Origin of the sequence: Providencia sp. PROV061 (assembly GCF_011045655.1) — a bacterium.
Taxonomy (GTDB): domain Bacteria; phylum Pseudomonadota; class Gammaproteobacteria; order Enterobacterales; family Enterobacteriaceae; genus Providencia; species Providencia hangzhouensis.
Genome location: NZ_CP042861.1, coordinates 4,187,805 through 4,206,745 on the forward strand (window position 1 = coordinate 4,187,805; position 18,941 = coordinate 4,206,745).

Genomic DNA, 18,941 nt, shown 5'->3' on the forward strand with positions numbered 1-18,941 from the left:
ATACCATGATAAAAAAAGCATTTGTGATGCAAATTGCTCCTGACGCCCACCAAGAATATCAGCGCCGACATGATGAAATTTGGCCTGAATTAGTGCTGACACTCAAAGAACAAGGTGCACATCACTATTCTATTTTCTTAGATAACAAACGAAATTTATTATTCGGCTACGTGGAAATTGAATCACAGGAACGCTGGGATAGCGTTGCACAAACGGAAGTGTGCCAAAAATGGTGGAAATATATGTCGGATATTATGCCATCAAACCCTGACAATAGCCCAATCAGTGATGAGTTAAGGTCGGTATTTTATTTAGACTAATCTCCCCCTAGGCAGTGCTAGTCTATTGGCTAGCACTTACCTCAATTTATCTTTTTGTAAAAAACAACGGCGATATGCACTTGCTGTCATTTTCATTTTTTTATGGAAGACACTCGAAAAATAATTACTGTCTTCATAACCACATTGCCCAGCGACTTCACTAATCGACAACGAGGTACTACGCAATAATAACGCCGCTTGGCACAAACGTAATTGTTGCAGATATTCCATTACCGTCATTCCTGTTTTCGACTTAAATAAACGCTGCAATGAACGCGCAGACATCTGATGCTCCTGAGCAAATTTTTCTAATGAAAATGACGTATTGATACTTAAATTTAAACAGTTTATTAGCTGATCCATTTGGTGTAATAAACTTATTGGAGCTTGTTCTGGCTGATAACGTAAACGATAAATATAAATAGCTAACTGTAAAAATAGGCCTTCGCAAAGATGAATAGATGGAATATCCGGTTTTTGGCATTCTAATGCCATTTTCTCAATAATGGGCGTCAACGTTGATAAGCTGGAAGGCGGCAATTTCCAGTGCCTAGATGTTATCGGCTGATAACTTAATGGAACATACTTTTCAATAGATTTTTTAATGAGAAACTCATTAGGTTTATATAATACATTAACCAGTTTTAAATTATTTACTGAGTGATAGCCATGACAATCTTCCGCATTAATATAAAACAGATCTCCACAAGTAATTGGATAATCAATACCATTCCAATGGTGTAAACCATTTCCTGAAAAAACAATCACAAACTCATTAAAATTATGGCTATGAACAATAAAATCTTCCTGAGAATCCCGCATTTCTATCGTCACGGTATTTTCAGGCCTAATAAAATAATCACTGCTGTTGATCGAAAGAATGCGTTGTATCATGATCACCTCAAAAAAGTGTAGGGATGATCATTACGATCTTTTTTAATTACTGCAATGACGCAGGTCACGGGGTGTGAAATTATACTCACTTTTAAAACACGTCGAAAAATATGCACTATCATTAAAGCCACTTTCCAATGCAATATCCGTAATGGTTTTATTTGAAAAACGAATTTGGTAATAAGCTTCTGATAGCCTCAACTTTATTAAGTAATTTTGTGGTGATATGCCTAAATTATTTTTCATATAACGATGAAAGGTCCGTAATGACACTGAAAATTGAGTGGTTAAATGCCCCCAATCGACATCTTCGGTAAAGTTCATATTTAGCCAGCGTAACATCTGGATAATACGTTGTTCATTATTCCCTTCACCAATATGGTTATAACGGCCATCTTGTAAATTAACAATTAACTGCAAAAAAAGGCTTTCAGTATAAGCAAGATCAGAGCTATCGCTTTCGTTGAGTTTATCAATAATTTGTTGTGCTTTATTGTAATGCTCTTTATTTAAGAGCCAATGTGAAATGTTTTTTTCAGCATCTGTCGGAAAAAAATGACTGATATTATTTAAATAGGTAAAACTGGAGTCTGAGCGATAAAGTACATTGGTTAAATTTAGGTTGGAAACATTATCAAATAAGTGATAATCACAGGATTTTATATAGCACACCATCCCAGGACATAATGTATAAGGCCTCCCATTAAGTACATGTAGGCCAATACCCTGAGTTACCAAAAAGATCTCACTAAAATCATGTGTATGTTCAGGAAAAATAGGCTGAGGTACCCTTGGCTCAACTGTAATGTGCTGCTGCGGTGTGATAAAAAAATCTTCGCTATATAATTTCATGAAAGATCTCCTAATAAACACTTCTCGCCCGTAAAACTGACCATGGTTTATTTATCGTTCGTGGGATTATCGTAAATACCCTTATATCCCTATTCTATTGATCTCATCCAAAATCGCCTTGAAATTATGACCAAGTAATCACGCGTTATTGGCGATATTTTCAAGAGTTCACCAAGTAAATGTACAAAATGTGACCCTAGATACATAAAAGCCACTCTATCTAAGAACACCGTCTCTGTAGCACATAGCGTATAATAACGATCACACGTTGTTGTAAGCGAGTCACAACATAAAAGGGTACAGATTCTCTACGGCTTTAATTGAATCAAGAGATACCAATAACAGATACTTGATGTAGGATGAGTTGGATTGAAATGTATTAACGGAAAAGTAGAAGATTTCTTATAACATTGTGATTTAAAACATAAAAAAAGACGCCTTTAGTATCTCAAACTGCTGACCCTAAATAGTCATTAGGGAATTATTGAATACTACCCTAAATTAAATAATTCCATCAAAAACAACACAAAATGCCTGTGTAATTTTAAACCAGAAAAACCTCATTATCTCTCCGCCATTTTAGGCTAAGCCAATACCACCGCATAGAAGTGATATTGACTTAATACAAACCTGAAACTTACTAACGATAGCTAAATAAAACATTCACGGTATTACTGAATTGCCCTGATTTAATGGCTTCGGCATCTTTCTTGGATAATTCGACACTGTAAGGGAAGTAGCCAGGCTGCTGTTTACTGATACTCCCTTTATAATAATACTGATCAAATGCGACCTGCTGGTTATTGGTTCTGTCTGTAATTGCAGCTTGTAGGCCATTGTCAAAGACGATGTACTTTTTATTTACCACGCCGCTGTTGCTTTGGAATGCAACACTGACTTCTAATGCTGCTTCACACGTTGAATCGGGCACTAAATCTAATGAAAAGTTTTCTCTAACTATTTGACCATTTTCAAAATTCTCAGCAGTGAGTTCTTTAAAATCAACCACTTTATTGCTCATACGGACAATCGGTGTTGGGCAATAGTTCACCAGTTTTCCCACAATCTGGGCGCGGTATATATCGCCAAAATTTCGGCCTGTTCCATCAACATGATAGCCCACAGTAAATAAACCTGTATCAAACGATTTTAACGGCCCTACACCTCTTTTGAGCTCATAGATATATATGAAAGCAATATTATACTGACCTGGACTCCAATACCCCACTTCTATCCTAGGTGTGTTTGTAGCGGTAATTTCTACGGGTCTATTTGGGTCCGTATATTGATAGAGCCGAACACCGTTTGACAATAAATACGCTTTTGTTGTTGCTGGTGTTTGATTAACAAAATAAATCATTCTATCTTGTGTATTTCCACTAAAATTACATCTCCATGAAAAAAAGCCTGTAGATGCCGTTCCTAGTATCGTACCCGCGGGTATTGAACCAGGCGTCGTGTTCATATCTATATTTATCAGTGGTGACGGATTCCAGTTGTGTCCGCCGTTAGGGACACAATCCGCGCCTGCATAGACATCATGACCAAAGGCTAGAAGCATTATCCCTAATATACCTTGCAGTGCTTTTATTGATTGTTTTTTGTTATTTTTCATTTGTTTTTCGCCTGTGGCAATAATTGGCAAGGCTGTGCTGCGGCACACTGGTATTTATTAAATTTCAGACCACCGAAGTCATCAATATAAGCGACTTCAAAACTGTTCCATGCCGGGTTTTTCAAGGTCACGGTCGAATCACTGAACGGGGCGACAAGCACTTCAGGGAAATCTTTATCTTTACTTTGATCAACATTGATATTGGTGATCACAATATTAAACGGGGTTGGATTCGACAACGTAATCTGTCCACCTTGTTTTGTGACTTTTAAATCGCGCTGAAAATCTTTCTCGGCAGAGACTGTGTAGTCAATACCTTTTGGGCGATAAAACAGTTTTAAGCGTGATTGGATAGTAAACTGAACCGCATTCGCTTCTTTACCTTGCGGTGGAATACCTAATACATTGAAATACAACAGACTCTCCCTGTCCGTGGGTAAGGTATTTTGCCCATCCATATACGCAATTTTGATTTGTTTTTTCTGTTTAGGGCCAATTTTTTGTAAAAAAGGTAATGCCACTAGTGAGTTAGTCAGCTTTTCACCTTTTTGGTTTTCTATCCATGTCTGCGCTAAAAACGAAGAGGCGGTATCTTGGTTTTCAACAACGATACTGGTTCCGCCATCGGCTTCATTAAAAATAACACGGGTTCTATCTAACCCAAGAACGGCATACGCTTGGCTCATGACGCTTGAGAGTAAAACAACGGAAAGTACTTTTTTAAATAATGTCATTTTTTCACCCATTGAAATCACATTAGTGACGACAAGCAATTGAATCGCTACTTTTAGCCAGGAGACTGTCCGCTAAGAACGTACACGCTTGTGCATCTCCCCAGTTAACGCTAAGTTGGTCGCCCATGTTCAACCCGGTTAAGTAGACGATACCGGATTCAGCAATAATGCCTGAAACTTTACCCGTTACGTTATTTTTCACCACTGAGCCTAATGGTGGGTATTGACCATTAGCCAGCTTAATTCGTGTTATCAGTGACTTACCAATATCTGCATCCATTTTAGCATAACCGATTGCCCCATCAGTGAGTGTAGACGCTAAAACATTATCATCAATGTTTACGGTGTCTGGCAGGTTGTTCACATCCACCTTGTATTCCATATTATAGTAGGTCGGAACGTTACTGATGGTGGCTAACCCACGGCTATTCGTCGTCGCATGGCCATTTTCAATCATCACGCCTTGCGCATTTGGCACATCAACCACTAAACGAGATTGGTCACGATAGGTTAAACGGTGCGCAGAAATACCGTGCTGTGTCGCGGTGACCGAGCCACTCATCGTCATACTTAGCGACGTCATGGAATCCGATAATGACCCCGTCACTTGGACTTGGCCGGCATCCGCGCTGTGTGACACATAGGTACTCACCATGCCTTCCGATAACCCATCTTGGGTCGATGCGGTTAAATTATAGTTCGTGTTGCTATCAACATGACGACTGTAATTCACGTTATTTGCATAGCGCTTGTTGCTGTCACTGTAAGAGGCGAAATACGATATTGATGCATTTTGGTTTTCAGTACTTAATGGTTTGCTGACGGATAAATAAACTTGGTTATCCGTTTTATTATTCGCCCCACGGACTTGGTTTAAAGACAGGGAGATATTCCCACCTTTCATGACGCCTTCATCGAAGAATTTATTGAGCCCCACACTGAAATAGTTATTTTGCTTACCATTCCAATAGGTTTTACGTGATGCGGTGATATTCGCACTCGCATTCATTCCACGTAATTGCTGAGCGTAAGACAATGAAAAAACATGTTTGTCTTTATTGGTATCGATATCTTGTCTGTCGACAAAGTTTTGCTCAACAAAATTGGATAAAGAGTTAAAGGTTCTGTCGGCAAAACGGTACCCAGTTAATGTCAACTGCCCATCAATACTCGGTAAATCTTTGGCATAGTTAATACGGTAGCTTTTGCCTTTCTCACGCCCCAATAAGGTATCGGCGTAAGATTGGGTGATATCCACCGAAAAAGCCCCTAAAATGCCGATGTTTTGGCCAATACCGAGGTTAATGGCTTTGTATTTATTCCCTGATGTTGCCACGATTCCGCCAAAAACAGAGGTATGGTTAAACACCCCAACAGAGCTTTCGACAGTCATAAAATTGTCGTTAGCATGGGTGCCATTTTTCGGGGATAGCTGACCTAAATTCAAGGTGTAGCGCGCTTGCCCTTTACGGGTTAAAAACGGAATATTGGTTGTCGTAAACTGGAATTTCGTTTCTTTACCGTTATCCTCTGCCACGGTCACATCAATGGTGCCCATGATGGATTGACTTAAATCCTTAATCACAAAAGGGCCCGCCGGCACTTTCACTTGACTGATGATACGGCCATTTTGTGATAAGGTGACCGTTGCGTTTGAGGCGGCAACCCCGGTAATTTGAGGGGCATACCCTCTGAGGTTCGGTGGCATCATGCTTTCATCGGTAAACATGCTCACGCCTTTGAAACGCACGCTATCAAACAAGTCTGATTTAATGAAAATTTCCCCGGCAAACAACTTCGCCGATAAGCTGGCAATGTCCCTAAAAGCGTAGACTTGGTCCCAATCTAAGTTGCGTTTCTTGCTACCCCGTCCATCTTCGCCCGCCAATTTATTCTCATATTGGTAATTTGCCCGTAAACGCCATTGCGCGAAGTTAGCGCCCACATTCCCGAAGGCATAGAGTTGGTTACGTGTTTCTTCGTTTTTACGGATTAAATGATTATCGCTAATCGTATAATCTAAAATTAACCCCGCAATCCCATAGTCGCGCATTTCAGGGCTCACCCACGAAGAATAAGTCGATGCCATATATTTCTGAGGTATCGAAATACTCAGGACTTGTTCGCTATCATTAAAATCGATAGCCACGTTTTTATCGAGAGAGAATAAATTAATACAATCATTTTCTTGAGCAGAAAGTAATATTTCTTTCGCTTCTTCATTTAAGGGAAAACGTTTTATTAATTGTGCCGTAATACACGGCTCAATTGTTCCGTCATGATTAATAAACTTAATTTTTTCGCCGCGGATAATTTTTTTATCATTTAAAATAATATCCGATTCATATAAACCTTCACTTAAACTATTTTTTTCAAAATAGCTTAGGTCAATATTGTCGTCTGCAGACAAATTAAGGGCATTGATATTAAAAGTTTCCGCATTTGTATACCCACCACACATAATGAGTGAGATAATATAACCTATATTTTTTTTCTTAAAATACATGTTGGCACTCTTATGATAATCGATAGTGGGAATACAAAGCTTTACGCTAATTAGCGTAAAGCTTTTGCTTAGGCATGATGGCTATCTTATTCGTAGCTTAATACGTAGTTTGCGATAGAGTTGATGCTACCTGAAGTGGCGGCACCAGTTGCTTCTGCTTGAGCAGACAAAATAATTGTGGTGTCAGACGCTTTCAGTGTTTGCTCTAAAGTCTCACCGGGTTTAATCGTTTTACCTGTACTATCTAAGAATGAAACTGCAACGTTATTTGCGCTACCAGTGCTTGACCATAAAGATGCGTTTGTGGCATCAGGTTGGCCATTAAACGTAATTTTTACTTTAGAATAAGGAGTACCTGAAGCACTTGGGTCTAATTGGCAATCTTGTAATTTTAATTCAAATGAATTGAGTGGGCCTTTTTTACCCGCAGCATCTAAATTAACCGCGGCAATATTACCTAATTGAACTTCTTTATTCACATCAGTCGGTGCAATTGTACATGCACCGCTATTAATTGTGCCTTTAAACGTAATTTTACCTGAGCCGGCATCCGCAGCCATTGCAGAAATAGAAGTTGTCGTTAACGCTAAGCATAATGCAATTAAAGTCTTATTCATGTTATCTACCTTATATTAAGTCATTTAATTAAAAATTTTTATCTGTTGTGAAGAACGAAACAAATAATATCCATAAAATGAGTAATCAGATATCGCTAAAGTATGTATTTCGCCGGTAGAATGTAACGAAATATATTAAATTAACGCATTGAAATTAAAAGAAAATAAAAAACGAAATATTTATTAACATTATCACTAGCACCGCGTTAAGGCGTTGAATGCAGATCTTTAAGCCAAAAAACAACTCACCATAAGCATTAAACGCCAACATAACCCATAAAAACAAACAAACGCATTACAAGAGTATTTAAGCAGTGAAATATATCTTAAATAATCAAAAACTGAGTTATTTAGATATTTATTTACATCCGTTTATGGTTTTGAAATGACTTTATCGCGTTAGATTAATTCATTCGCATAGAAAACTAGCCTAATCGTTTGTTTTCTAATGTTATTTCTGATGGGATTAAATGAAGGCGCTATTCTGATGTTTTTCACTTATTTTTATCCGGTAAAGTAGATAAAACAAAATATATTACAAAACAATTGGTTACCATCAAACTCCATACTATCATTGAGATAGCTTTTGATAAAAGGATGAATAAAGGATGAATAATAGCCCGCTTATCAATAAAAAAATCCCTTAAACCGAAGAGTAACGAAAAGTTTAAGGGATAAATGCGCGAGTCTAATTAGAAGTATAAAAAGTAGAAAGTTACGACAAGGTTAACGATTGCAGCAACTGCCATTGGGATTGCCGTTCGTTTTACTATTTGGAACGGCGAAACCCCTGCAATTCCTGCAATTGCAACAATTGCTGCAGTGATAGGTGACACAGTACGCCCAAAGCTTGTCATAATTTGCATCGGTAAAATGAGTGTCACCACATCCACTTTAAGGAAAGCAGCAATTTTCGGTGTCAATGCAGCAAAAGAGAAGAATGCTGCATTCCCTGAACCCATCAGGAAAGCCGCGAGTGCAAGGATGGCACTCATAACAATAATCATCGCACCAATACCAAAGCCGGCATCTTGAGCTGCGCTAATTAACGTATCCACCGCCCCACTTTTGAGTAATCCATTTGCGAAAAACTCCCCTGAAACAATCAAAGAAACGACTAAAACAAACTGTTTCCCCATTCCTTCAAAGAACAACATAAAGCTGTCCATGACGGCTTTCGCATCACGTAAACGGACGTATTCAAAAATCAGTGCAATGACGGTACTGATAATCATCGCGGTGGTAACTTCCAACTTAATATATGGGTGTAATAATGGGCTAAACCCGATAATTAGGATCAATGGAATAACTGGTAACAACGCATAAGACAATGGGACTTTATTACCGCCATCTTCTTTAATAGTATCAATTTTGCTCAAGTCAAAAACAAACCCTTCACGCTTATCCCACCAACGCTGAACAAAGAAATGGGTGATTGCCACTGCAATAATAATAGGGATAGTTACGGGTAATTGGTGTTGAACAAAGTAAACAGCGGGTTCAATATCCGCGGTTTTCGCTGCCATAATGACATTACCAGAACCGGGTCCATGGTCGATAAACTGGCAACAACCGATAACCGCTAAAGCAGAGAGTGGGCTGATTCCCGAACGAATTAATATAGGGTACATTGTCACCATTAATAACATCCCCAGCCCTGCATGGCTTGGAATGAAAATCACCAGAACTTGCGTCACTAGAAATGAAATCACTAATAGCAAATAAGGTGATTTAATGGTCTTTAGCGGCTTTTCAAAAATAGCAAATAATGCGCGACTAGCTCCCACATGCTCCATATAACGGGAGAATCCAGCAATCGCCATTAATGTTAACCCTAAGCCAGCTAATCGAGAGCTCATGATATCAGTAAAAATTTGGAAGATATCAAAGTACTTAAAATGCGTGGTTTTATTTTCTGGTAACAATGAATTAAGATCTAAAGATGCGGTTAGGAGCAACAAAAGTAAGCCCCCTAGCAACAAGACTGGCTGAGGTTTATAACCCCGAGCCAGCAGGTAAACAACCAGCGCTGTAACTAGCGCGGCAATGATTAAACCTGTCATAGAAGAATTCCCCAGTATTGGTGCAGCTTTATTGTTATTGATTTAATGTTGAAAATGCTTGTGTAATATCCGCTATCAAATCATCCACAGACTCCAAGCCAATATGTAAACGAACAAAAGGCCCATGACCTTCGCTCCAATCTGATGCTGTTCTTGCGCCGACTACGTTAACGGGTAGTGCGAGGCTTTCGAACCCACCCCACGATGCGCCGATACCAAACAGGGCTAGAGCATCAATAAAGTTTTCTGTTTGCTTCGCGGTATATTGTTTTTTGAATTCAATGGTTAATAAGCCATTACTACCTTTGCAGTCACGCTTCCATAAATCATGGCGTGGATGAGATGGCAATTCAGGGAACCAGACTTTTTCCACTTCAGAACGCGTTTCCAGCCATTGCGAAATCGCTAGTGCAGCTTTGCCATGCGCAGCTAATCGCTGTCCTAAAGTACGCATCCCTCGTAAAACTAAGGCAGCATCATCGGGGCTACTGGCTTGACCTAAAGCTTCTGGCAAAGCGCCAATTTGTTTCCACGCTTTTTCTGTCGCAACCATAATTCCCATCATCACATCAGAGTGCCCACAAAGGTATTTTGTCGCTGCAATCACAGAGACATCTGCGCCTAATTCCAACGGGTTATATAACCATGCTGAACCCCAAGTGTTGTCAACACCCACTGGGATATTTCTTTCATGTGCAATACGGCATATTTCGGGTAAATCCAACATTTCATAAAGTAATGAACCTGGGGATTCAACAAAAATAAGTTGTGTATTACTTTGAATTTTTTGCTCAAAATCTGAAGCATCTGTTTTAAAGAAGCTGTAGGCGATGTTATTTGGTTTTAAAAAAGCATCGGCTATTTTACGTACAGGTTCATAAACAGAATCTGCAAACAATACGTGCCCACCACTGTGTGCATAGCCCATAATAGTGACTGCAATCGCGGCTAGACCCGTAGGAAATAATTGCGCTCTATAGCCCCCTTCTAATTCAGTCACCAGGCTTTCGAGTGCAAATGCGGTTTCTGTACCTCGCGCACCGTAACTTAAAACACGTTCCGTTGCGCGGCGATCGCGAACATCACGCCAGCTTTTAATTGAATCAAAAACAATAGTACTCGCTCTCATTACTGGCGGATTAATTGGTCCTGATGTTGTAATAGGTTGTCGTCCACTATGTATTAATTTTGTATATTTATTTAATGTCATTGTTTATTTCTCCAAATATAGAAATAGATTCCCTAGTAATTAAAAGGAAGGTTATTTATTTTTAAAAGTTCGATTTCATATTATGTATATCAAATTACTTTCCTTTTAAAACATGACTTATTTAAAAAGATGATCTTCATCATATAAATGAGCATTAATTAAATTAATGAAAACTTAAGAGAAAATTAAGAATTAAAATCGATATGTAATAAACAATAAATTAAAATATAACAAATTGATTTAAATGGAAAAATAAATACATAAGAAAGTCTTTTATTAACATTAATCTTATTAAGGTGTTTATTTTTATTTTTTATTGCATAAATAAAGCAACTCTCTAACAAATAACCACCTTTTAATTTTCAATATTATTCTTATACAGGGGAATATTATGGGTACCAGTGTTTTTGATTCTGTATTATTAAAAAACTTATGGTCTACAGAAGAAATGCGCGCTATTTTTTCTGATAAGGTCAGAATGCAAAATTGGCTTGATTACGAAGCTGCATTAGCGATTGAACAAGCTGAATTAGGTTTAATTCCAAAGCAAGCCGCAGAGGTCATTGCTGATACGGCAAAACTTGAAAAGTTAGATATGGATTTCATCTTAGAGCAAGTGCGTTTAACTCGTCATCCACTTGTTCCAACCATTCGTGGTTTAGAGCATGCTTGCCCTGAACATTTTGGTGAATATGTCCATTTTGGGCCCACGACACAAGATGTTATGGACACAGGCTTAGTGCTTCAACTAAAAGAGGCTCATAACATTTTTTTACGTGATATCAAAATATTAGGGCGTTCTCTATTATCGTTAAGCGAAAAACATCGCAATACACCAATGCCTGGACGAACCTTAGCCTTACAAGCCCTACCGATTACTTTTGGCCACAAAACTGCTATTTGGTTAACGGAATTAGCACGCCATTATCAACGATTAAAAGAAATCGAACCTCGCTTATTCGTTGGTAGCGTTGTTGGCGCTGTTGGAACTAAGGCCTCATTGAGCGACAAAGCAGATGAGCTTGAAGTTCGTGTATTAAATCGACTCGGTTTAGGCACCCCTGAGATTTCTTGGCAGCCGGCTCGTGACCGATTTAGTGAATATGGCATGCTGATCGGTTTAATTAGTGGCACATTAGGGAAAATTGCCAATGAAATTTTATTATTAGCCCACAATGAAATTGATGAACTTTCAGAGCCTTTTAGTAAAGGTCAAGTTGGCTCCTCAACGATGCCACACAAGCGTAACCCTGCCATTGTCGAAAATGCGGCCTGTGTCAGTAATACATTGAAAGCTAACCTTTCTGTGCTTACCGACATGATGAAACACCAACACGAAAGAGATGGTGCGATTTGGAAGATGGAATGGAAAGTGATGCCAGAAATGTGCCTGATGCTTTCGGTGATCTTCGATAACATGAAAACGGTATTAGGGGGATTAAACGTGCATGTCGATAAGATGCGCCAAAATTTAGATATTTTAGGTGGATTTATGCTCGCTGAGCGCGTCATGTTTGCTTTATCAGACAAAGCGGGTAAACAAACTGCCCATGAAATTGTTTATGAAGCTTCTATGTCTGGCCAAGAAGAAGGCATCACTTTTATTGAGGCCATTAACCGTGACACGCGCATTCGTGACCATATAACGCAAGAAGAACTTGATGCCCTATTAGATCCAACGACCTATGTGGGAAATGCTCCTGAACAAGTCACTCGAGTAATAGAACAAACCAAAGCATCCGGTTGGCTTAATGACTAATGCATTTTAGCAAAGTTTAAATCTTTACTTTCTTAAAGCCAGTCAAGTGCTGGCTTTTTCATTCACCAGAGGTATCTATGACATTAAGCCAACAGCTAAGCCAATTTATCACATCCCTATCATTTTCTGATATTCCACCGCAAGTTATTGAACGCGCCAAATATCATTTACTCGATACATTAGGCGTTGCACTTGCCGGAAGCCTCCAACAAAGCGCAACACAATGCCGTAAGGGAGTCGCTTATTTACCTGATCATCAAGGAAAAATTCCAATTTGGGGAAGTAACCAAACCGTTTCAACTACCACCGCCGCTTTAGCAAATGGTATTTCTGCGCATGTATTAGATTTTGATGATACACACACCGACTCAATCACTCACGGTAGTGCCGTACTTACTCCTATAGCCTTTGCACTCGGTGAATATTTACAGGCGACAACAAAAGAGATCCTTACTGCATGGATTATTGGCTGGGAAGTCGCAGCCAGAGTGGGATTAGCAAGTCATAGCGGGTTTCACCTACGCGGCTTCCACTCTACAGCTATAGCGGGTATTTTTGGTGCGACGGCTTGTGCAGCTTCATTACTCAAATTAACTCGGGAACAAACAGTTAACGCTCTAGGCCTAACAGGAAGCCAAGCCAGTGGTGTTGCTGAATACCTAACCAATAGCTCGTCAGCAAAATGTTTTCATGCGGGATGGGCTGCGCAATCAGGCATTATTGCAGCATGTTTAGCTAAAGGCGGAATGACAGGGCCAGAAACTATTTTTGAAGGACGCTATAGTCTGTACCAAACACATGGTCTCCGTGAAAAGGCACATCCAGAGCAAGTCGCCCAAGACTTAGGTAATGTTTGGCAATTCATGAATGTTTCCATTAAGCCCTACCCTGTTTGCCATTTTGCTCATGCCACCGTCGATTGTGGGAGACGATTATTACAACGAGGAATAACCCTCGATCAAATTGCAAAAGTAGAATGCGTTGTCGATCCCGTTGCAGCGGCCTTAATTTGTGAGCCACCAGAACAAAAATGGGCACCTCAGAGTGCCTATGCAGCGAAATTTAGCCTCCCGTGGTTGTTTGCCGCTGGTTTTATCGAAGACAAATTAACATTAAGTTTGCTCTCTACCGAAAATTTACAGCGAGCAGATATCCAAAACCTCGCGAAAAAAGTCAGCTATCGTTATCCCACTGAAAATGAAATTCCTTTCCCAACCTATTTTCCCGGCCTAATTTTTGTCACATTAACCCATGGTGAGACAATAACGGAACGATTAGATATCCAATACGGTAACCCACAAAATCCAATGTCTTTGGAGGATATTGTGAGCAAATTCTATGACAATGCAGGGCTGGTAATGAAAAATGAACAAGCTGCGCAGCTTGCTAAAAGTGTATTATCTTTTGAAGCGAAAACTATATCAGCTATCACACAGCTATTGCGTGTTGGTCTTTAATAAGACCGACTAACGAATAGAAGCCCACACTGAATGGGCTTCTATTTTTCCTTCCTCTTATTATTCATTTAACTGAGCAATAATTTGCTGTAAATGAGCAATAGCAACATCATTGAGAGGTTCTTGTGGAAGGATCGGGTCACCAACATTAAACCCTTGAATGTTTAAAGATGCTTTAATACATGACGCTAATGCATATTGCGTAAAAGCTTCGTTGATTTGCCACATTTCTTTCTGTTTTGCTAACGCTGTATCCCAATCCCCTCTAGTGGCCAACTCATACAGTTCAACACACTGTTTTGGCAACACACAGGCAGGACCCGCCATCCAGCCCACACCACCTAATTTAATGACTAATAAAGGAATATGAGCTGAGGCACTAAAAATTTTAACCCGCTCACCGAAGGTGTTGAGCATCGTTAATAACCTTCCAGTATTACTCGATGCATCTTTAACATATTCGATATTAGGGATATAGCTTAATTCATTCAAAAGAGAAATAGACAGTACATCCCCCAGCAAACCAGGGTTGGTATAGACCGTCATGGATTTTTCAGGAAAAGACTCCGCTATTGTTTGGAAATAACCCAATTGGGCTTTATCACTCAGAGGGTACATTTTTTGCGATATCAGCACCATGCCATCCACACCTAAATTGGCATACTGTTCCGCTTGAAAACATGCATCTGACGTTGAGAAACTGGCAACCCCCGCTAATACAGGTACTCGCCCCGCAGCTTGATCAACTGTAATGCGAACCACCTCATTTCGTAATTCCTGTGACAAATATGCGTATTCACCAGTGCTCCCTAATGGGCTCAATCCGTGAACTCCGCTCGAAATGAGGTGCTCAATTAGGTGACGAAGAGATGATTCAAGAACAGTACCTTTAGTTTGATCGACTGGTGAAACAAGATAAGGAAAAATACCGTGAAAATGGGTCATAATTATTCCTAATTTTAGTTGTTATGGGAGATAACGGCTGTTTGTTCATTTTTTAATGAGTTAAAAAGAATTTGTGCGGCTTTGGTTGGGCTTTTTGAGTTGAGATACAGGTTATATCGAATTGCCGGAAGTACTGGTAGCCCTTCATCCTCACCGAGTATGCGTAAATCCTCCCCTGAAAGCTCAATTGAGCGAGCCATAATACCCAATCCCGCCCTAACCGCAGCGCGTGCTCCAGATAGTGTTGTCGCCATATAAGCAATGCGCCAAGGTATTTGCTGTTGTTCGAGGTGATTGATCATCATCTCGCGATAAGTACTCGGCTCATCTAACACAACTAATGGCAGCGGCTGCTCTAAGTTAAAACTAAAATGTTTCCCGCAATACCATAGTGAAGGGGAAACACGTAAGACAATTTTAGGGTAGCCAACATGCTCCTCGGTTGAGATCGCCAAATCGAGTTCATTATCCTCTAACATTGACATAAGAAATGGGCTGCGTTTGACAATAATATCCATGATTAAATTTGGATAAGCTCCTGAAAATCTGGCTAATAAATCAGGCAATATTGTATTCGCGGTGTCATCTGGCGAACCAATTTTTAATACTCCGTCAATTTCTTCATAAACTAGTGATAAACATGCCTCATCATTAAGACGTAAAATACGGCGGGCATAGCTCAATAGTTGTGTACCAGAGTCCGTCAATGCTTTATTTCTGCCCTGCCGGACAAATAACTCCTTGCCAATGAGTGACTCCAGCCGTTGCATTTGTTGACTCACCGCTGATTGCGTTCGGCAAACAGATTCTGCGGCGGCGGCAAAAGTTGCACCATCAACAACCGCAATAAAAGTGCGAAGTAAATCAAGCTCTAAATTAAAAATAGGACGTTTAGCAGCTGGCATTTTAGTTATCTCTTTTCTTAAGGTGTGTGGTGTCATCCAACAAAAGTGTTTAATTTACATACTAAGAAGAAAGCCTTAAATAATCTATGTTAGAGCTCAATAGTTTGGCTCTAAATTGTAGCGACTTAATAATAAATTTGACTACCTGAATATCCGCCATAATACGATTGATAAAGTAGCTACAGATGGAAAGACATAACAAATGGTTATTTATAGGCGATTCTCCTCAAAAGAGTTTGCCATCAGATAAACTTAGTCAGTAATTTCATTCGGTATCCCCAATTTCAAAAGTCACTGATTGATTTTGTGTACAGTGTCGTGACTACTTCACACTCAATCAAAAATGTTGCCCGAACTGCCAAAAGGGGATTTTGTGTATTGCTGCGAAGAATGTTACAGAGGAACATCGGCTTAAAATAGAAGAGTGATTTGCATATAAACAATTTAAATATTAATGGATTTTAATAATTATAATGCTATTCATTTTATAACCTAACTCACTCCTATATTCTGTGTATAATTAAGCACTAATCCCAATTTCGTTGAGAGAGCTGCTATGGCTGGTATGAATAAAACTCATCTGACTGAAACAGACATCATCACTAAATTTATCCTCCCTGCAATTAAAGATGCGGGTTGGAACTTGATGTCGCAGATCCGCCAAGAAGTCAAACTTCGCGATGGTAAAGTCGTTGTGCGTGGTAAGCTAGCAGCACGGTTGACAGTGAAATCAGCCGACATAGTGCTCTACCATAAGCCGGGGTTACCACTTGCAGTCATAGAAGCTAAAGCGAATAAACACGAGATGGGAAAAGGGATGCAGCAAGGGCTAGATTACGCGCGCCTACTCGATGTCCCTTTTATTTTTGCTTCTAATGGTGATGGTTTTATCTTCCACGACAAAACAAATCCTGCGCAGCTTGAATCCGAAATTACACTCGACGATTTTCCAACACCTGAACAGCTTTGGACTAAATACTGTATTTGGAAAGGTTTTACCGCTGAACAATTGCCTGTCATCAGCCAAGACTATTACGATGACAGTAGCGGCAAATCCCCTCGTTATTACCAGCTACAAGCCATTAATAAAACTGTAGAAGCCGTTTCTGCTGGGCAAAAACGTGTATTACTCGTAATGGCGACAGGTACTGGCAAAACCTATACCGCATTTCAAATTATTTGGCGCTTATGGAAAGCTAAAAATAAAAAACGCATTCTGTTTCTTGCCGACCGCAATATCCTTGTCGACCAAACTAAAAATAACGACTTCCAACCTTTTGGCAGCGCAATGGCAAAGGTGACAGGTAGAACAATTGACCCAGCTTATGAAATTCAATTGGCACTCTACCAAGCAATTACAGGCCCAGAAGAACACCAAAAAGCCTTTAAGCAAGTTGCTCCCGATTTCTTTGATTTGATTGTTATCGACGAGTGCCACCGCGGTAGTGCATCGGAAAACAGCGCATGGCGAGAAATTCTTGAGTACTTCAGCAGTGCAACTCAAATTGGCTTGACCGCAACACCAAAAGAAACCGATGACGTTTCCAGCACTGATTACTTTGGCGACCCCGTTTATACTTATTCACTTAAAGAAGGCATCGAAGACGGCTTCCTGGCGCCTTATAAAGTGGTTCGAGTCGATATCGATGTCGACTTACAAGGTTGGCGCCCCACTAAAGGCCAAGTTGATAAACAAGGCCAACTGATTGATGACCGAATTTATAACCAAAAAGACTTTGACCGCACTATGGTGATTGATGAGCGTACCCAATTGGTCGCACAAACCATCACTGACTACCTAAAACGCACTAATCCTATGGATAAAACCATCGTTTTTTGTAACGATGTTGACCACGCTGAACGTATGCGCCGTGCGTTGGTAAACCTAAACCCAGAACAAGTGCGAATAAATGAAAAATACGTGATGAAAATCACTGGCGATGACGACATCGGTAAGGCGCAACTCGATAATTTCATCAACCCGAAAAAGCCTTACCCAGTGATTGCAACCACCTCAGAACTGATGAGTACGGGTGTGGATGCGCAGACCTGCAAACTGGTCGTGCTAGATCAAAACATTCAATCCATGACCAAATTTAAGCAGATCATCGGGCGTGGAACACGTATTAACGAGAAGTTCGATAAACTCTGGTTCACCATTCTCGATTTCAAAAAAGCCACCGAACTGTTTGCAGATGAGCGCTTTGATGGCGTGCCTGAAAAAGTGATCCGCACAACACCTAAAGATATTTCCGATCCTGAATCGGATTTCAATGAAATACTCGAAGGTGAAACGTCAGAAAGCGAAACGTTAGATAACGACGTATTTATGGGCGCAGAAGAATCATCCGCTCACTATGGCGCCACATCAGAAAGTGCCAATGGTGCTTTCGAAGAGTGCGAAGAAAACAGAATTCGCAAATATCATGTCAACGGCGTCACCGTAAAGGTGCTAGCAAAACGCGTCCAATATTACGATGCCGATGGCAAATTAGTCACCGAATCCTTTCAGGACTACACCCGTAAAACGCTACTCAAAGATAAAGACTTTGCCTCTCTTGATAACTTCATTCGAAAATGGCACTCTGCCGAGCGCAAACAGGTTATCATTGATGAACTTCAGCAGCTTGGTGTGCTTTGGGAAGTGTTAGCAGAAGAAGTGGGTAAAGACCTTGACCCATTCGATCTCCTTTGTCATGTGGTTTATGGTCAACCTCCCCTGACGCGTAAAGAACGGGCTGACAACGTGCGTAAACGTAATTACTTCACCAAATATTCAGAACCTGCACAGCATGTACTCAATACCTTGCTGGATAAATACGCGGATGAAGGTGTGCAGGAAATCGAAGATATTCAGGTGCTAAAACTAAAACCGTTCGACAGCCTAGGCCGTCCGCTAGAAATCATCAAAAGTAGTTTTGGAAATAAACAAGCATACGAGCAAGCCGTCAATGAACTGGAAGACCAAATTTATCAGTTACCACCTCGCCAGGCCTAATAACCCATATTATTTTACCACCGTGAGTTATCAGCTCTCGGTGGCTTCATTTTTACCAATGGAATA

General features: G+C 40.0%; 14 protein-coding genes. 4 read left to right on the forward strand and 10 right to left on the reverse strand.

Annotated features, from left to right (window positions below; genetic code table 11):
- Nucleotides 1-5: 5 nt before the first annotated feature.
- Entirely contained in the window at nucleotides 6-320 is a 315-nt protein-coding gene (gene rhaM, locus FVA72_RS19345; protein ID WP_110591100.1) for an L-rhamnose mutarotase, read from the forward strand.
- Between the two features lie 36 nt (nucleotides 321-356).
- Here the strand turns inward: rhaM and FVA72_RS19350 are convergent, their stop codons facing one another.
- From FVA72_RS19350 to metC, 8 genes are all read right to left on the reverse strand, one after another.
- Complete coding sequence (locus FVA72_RS19350; RefSeq protein WP_110591099.1) at nucleotides 357-1,214, reverse strand: helix-turn-helix domain-containing protein; 858 nt, start codon at nucleotides 1,212-1,214, stop codon at nucleotides 357-359.
- A 42-nt stretch (nucleotides 1,215-1,256) separates the two neighbouring features.
- The gene (rhaS, locus tag FVA72_RS19355) at nucleotides 1,257-2,066 is read right to left on the reverse strand and encodes an HTH-type transcriptional activator RhaS (protein ID WP_110591098.1); all 810 of its coding nucleotides are present in this window, start codon (nucleotides 2,064-2,066) and stop codon (nucleotides 1,257-1,259) included.
- A 640-nt stretch (nucleotides 2,067-2,706) separates the two neighbouring features.
- Nucleotides 2,707-3,681, reverse strand: coding sequence for a hypothetical protein (locus tag FVA72_RS19360; protein ID WP_110591097.1), 975 nt, complete (start codon nucleotides 3,679-3,681; stop codon nucleotides 2,707-2,709).
- Nucleotides 3,678-4,415: a fimbrial biogenesis chaperone gene (locus FVA72_RS19365; protein ID WP_164565598.1), complete on the reverse strand. Its 738-nt coding sequence runs from the start codon at nucleotides 4,413-4,415 to the stop codon at nucleotides 3,678-3,680. Before FVA72_RS19365 ends, FVA72_RS19360 begins: the two co-directional genes overlap by 4 nt.
- A 22-nt stretch (nucleotides 4,416-4,437) precedes the next feature.
- The gene (locus tag FVA72_RS19370) at nucleotides 4,438-6,921 is read right to left on the reverse strand and encodes a fimbria/pilus outer membrane usher protein (protein WP_110591095.1); all 2,484 of its coding nucleotides are present in this window, start codon (nucleotides 6,919-6,921) and stop codon (nucleotides 4,438-4,440) included.
- An 86-nt stretch (nucleotides 6,922-7,007) separates the two neighbouring features.
- Nucleotides 7,008-7,538: a fimbrial protein gene (locus FVA72_RS19375; protein ID WP_004258966.1), complete on the reverse strand. Its 531-nt coding sequence runs from the start codon at nucleotides 7,536-7,538 to the stop codon at nucleotides 7,008-7,010.
- A gap of 692 nt (nucleotides 7,539-8,230) precedes the next feature.
- Nucleotides 8,231-9,601, reverse strand: coding sequence for a C4-dicarboxylate transporter DcuC (gene dcuC, locus FVA72_RS19380; protein WP_047756434.1), 1,371 nt, complete (start codon nucleotides 9,599-9,601; stop codon nucleotides 8,231-8,233).
- 34 nt (nucleotides 9,602-9,635) lie between these two features.
- Nucleotides 9,636-10,811, reverse strand: coding sequence for a cystathionine beta-lyase (gene metC / locus FVA72_RS19385; protein ID WP_137019293.1), 1,176 nt, complete (start codon nucleotides 10,809-10,811; stop codon nucleotides 9,636-9,638).
- 391 nt (nucleotides 10,812-11,202) lie between these two features.
- Here metC and purB point away from each other — a divergent pair, with 391 nt between their 5' ends.
- Nucleotides 11,203-12,570, forward strand: a complete 1,368-nt coding sequence (gene purB / locus FVA72_RS19390; RefSeq protein WP_110591094.1) for an adenylosuccinate lyase — start codon at nucleotides 11,203-11,205, stop codon at nucleotides 12,568-12,570.
- 77 nt (nucleotides 12,571-12,647) lie between these two features.
- Complete coding sequence (locus tag FVA72_RS19395) at nucleotides 12,648-14,027, forward strand: MmgE/PrpD family protein (protein WP_110591093.1); 1,380 nt, start codon at nucleotides 12,648-12,650, stop codon at nucleotides 14,025-14,027.
- 60 nt (nucleotides 14,028-14,087) lie between these two features.
- On the opposite strand, the gene FVA72_RS19400 is transcribed toward FVA72_RS19395, so the two are convergent.
- Nucleotides 14,088-14,972, reverse strand: coding sequence for a dihydrodipicolinate synthase family protein (locus FVA72_RS19400; protein WP_094961543.1), 885 nt, complete (start codon nucleotides 14,970-14,972; stop codon nucleotides 14,088-14,090).
- Nucleotides 14,973-14,986: 14 nt separating this feature from the next.
- A complete protein-coding gene (locus FVA72_RS19405) occupies nucleotides 14,987-15,877 on the reverse strand; it encodes a LysR family transcriptional regulator (protein WP_036958742.1) in 891 nt (296 codons plus the stop codon).
- Between the two features lie 556 nt (nucleotides 15,878-16,433).
- On the opposite strand from FVA72_RS19405, the gene hsdR reads away from it, so the two are divergent.
- Entirely contained in the window at nucleotides 16,434-18,875 is a 2,442-nt protein-coding gene (hsdR, locus tag FVA72_RS19410; protein ID WP_110591092.1) for an EcoAI/FtnUII family type I restriction enzme subunit R, read from the forward strand.
- The last annotated feature ends 66 nt before the right edge of the window (nucleotides 18,876-18,941 follow it).

Coding starts and splice junctions, on each gene's coding strand:
- rhaM (WP_110591100.1), top strand. CDS start 6: ATGATAAAAAAAGCATTTGTGATGCAAATTGCTCCTGACGCCCACCAA.
- FVA72_RS19350 (WP_110591099.1), bottom strand. CDS start 1,214: ATGATACAACGCATTCTTTCGATCAACAGCAGTGATTATTTTATTAGG.
- rhaS (WP_110591098.1), bottom strand. CDS start 2,066: ATGAAATTATATAGCGAAGATTTTTTTATCACACCGCAGCAGCACATT.
- FVA72_RS19360 (WP_110591097.1), bottom strand. CDS start 3,681: ATGAAAAATAACAAAAAACAATCAATAAAAGCACTGCAAGGTATATTA.
- FVA72_RS19365 (WP_164565598.1), bottom strand. CDS start 4,415: ATGACATTATTTAAAAAAGTACTTTCCGTTGTTTTACTCTCAAGCGTC.
- FVA72_RS19370 (WP_110591095.1), bottom strand. CDS start 6,921: ATGTATTTTAAGAAAAAAAATATAGGTTATATTATCTCACTCATTATG.
- FVA72_RS19375 (WP_004258966.1), bottom strand. CDS start 7,538: ATGAATAAGACTTTAATTGCATTATGCTTAGCGTTAACGACAACTTCT.
- dcuC (WP_047756434.1), bottom strand. CDS start 9,601: ATGACAGGTTTAATCATTGCCGCGCTAGTTACAGCGCTGGTTGTTTAC.
- metC (WP_137019293.1), bottom strand. CDS start 10,811: ATGACATTAAATAAATATACAAAATTAATACATAGTGGACGACAACCT.
- purB (WP_110591094.1), top strand. CDS start 11,203: ATGGGTACCAGTGTTTTTGATTCTGTATTATTAAAAAACTTATGGTCT.
- FVA72_RS19395 (WP_110591093.1), top strand. CDS start 12,648: ATGACATTAAGCCAACAGCTAAGCCAATTTATCACATCCCTATCATTT.
- FVA72_RS19400 (WP_094961543.1), bottom strand. CDS start 14,972: ATGACCCATTTTCACGGTATTTTTCCTTATCTTGTTTCACCAGTCGAT.
- FVA72_RS19405 (WP_036958742.1), bottom strand. CDS start 15,877: ATGCCAGCTGCTAAACGTCCTATTTTTAATTTAGAGCTTGATTTACTT.
- hsdR (WP_110591092.1), top strand. CDS start 16,434: ATGGCTGGTATGAATAAAACTCATCTGACTGAAACAGACATCATCACT.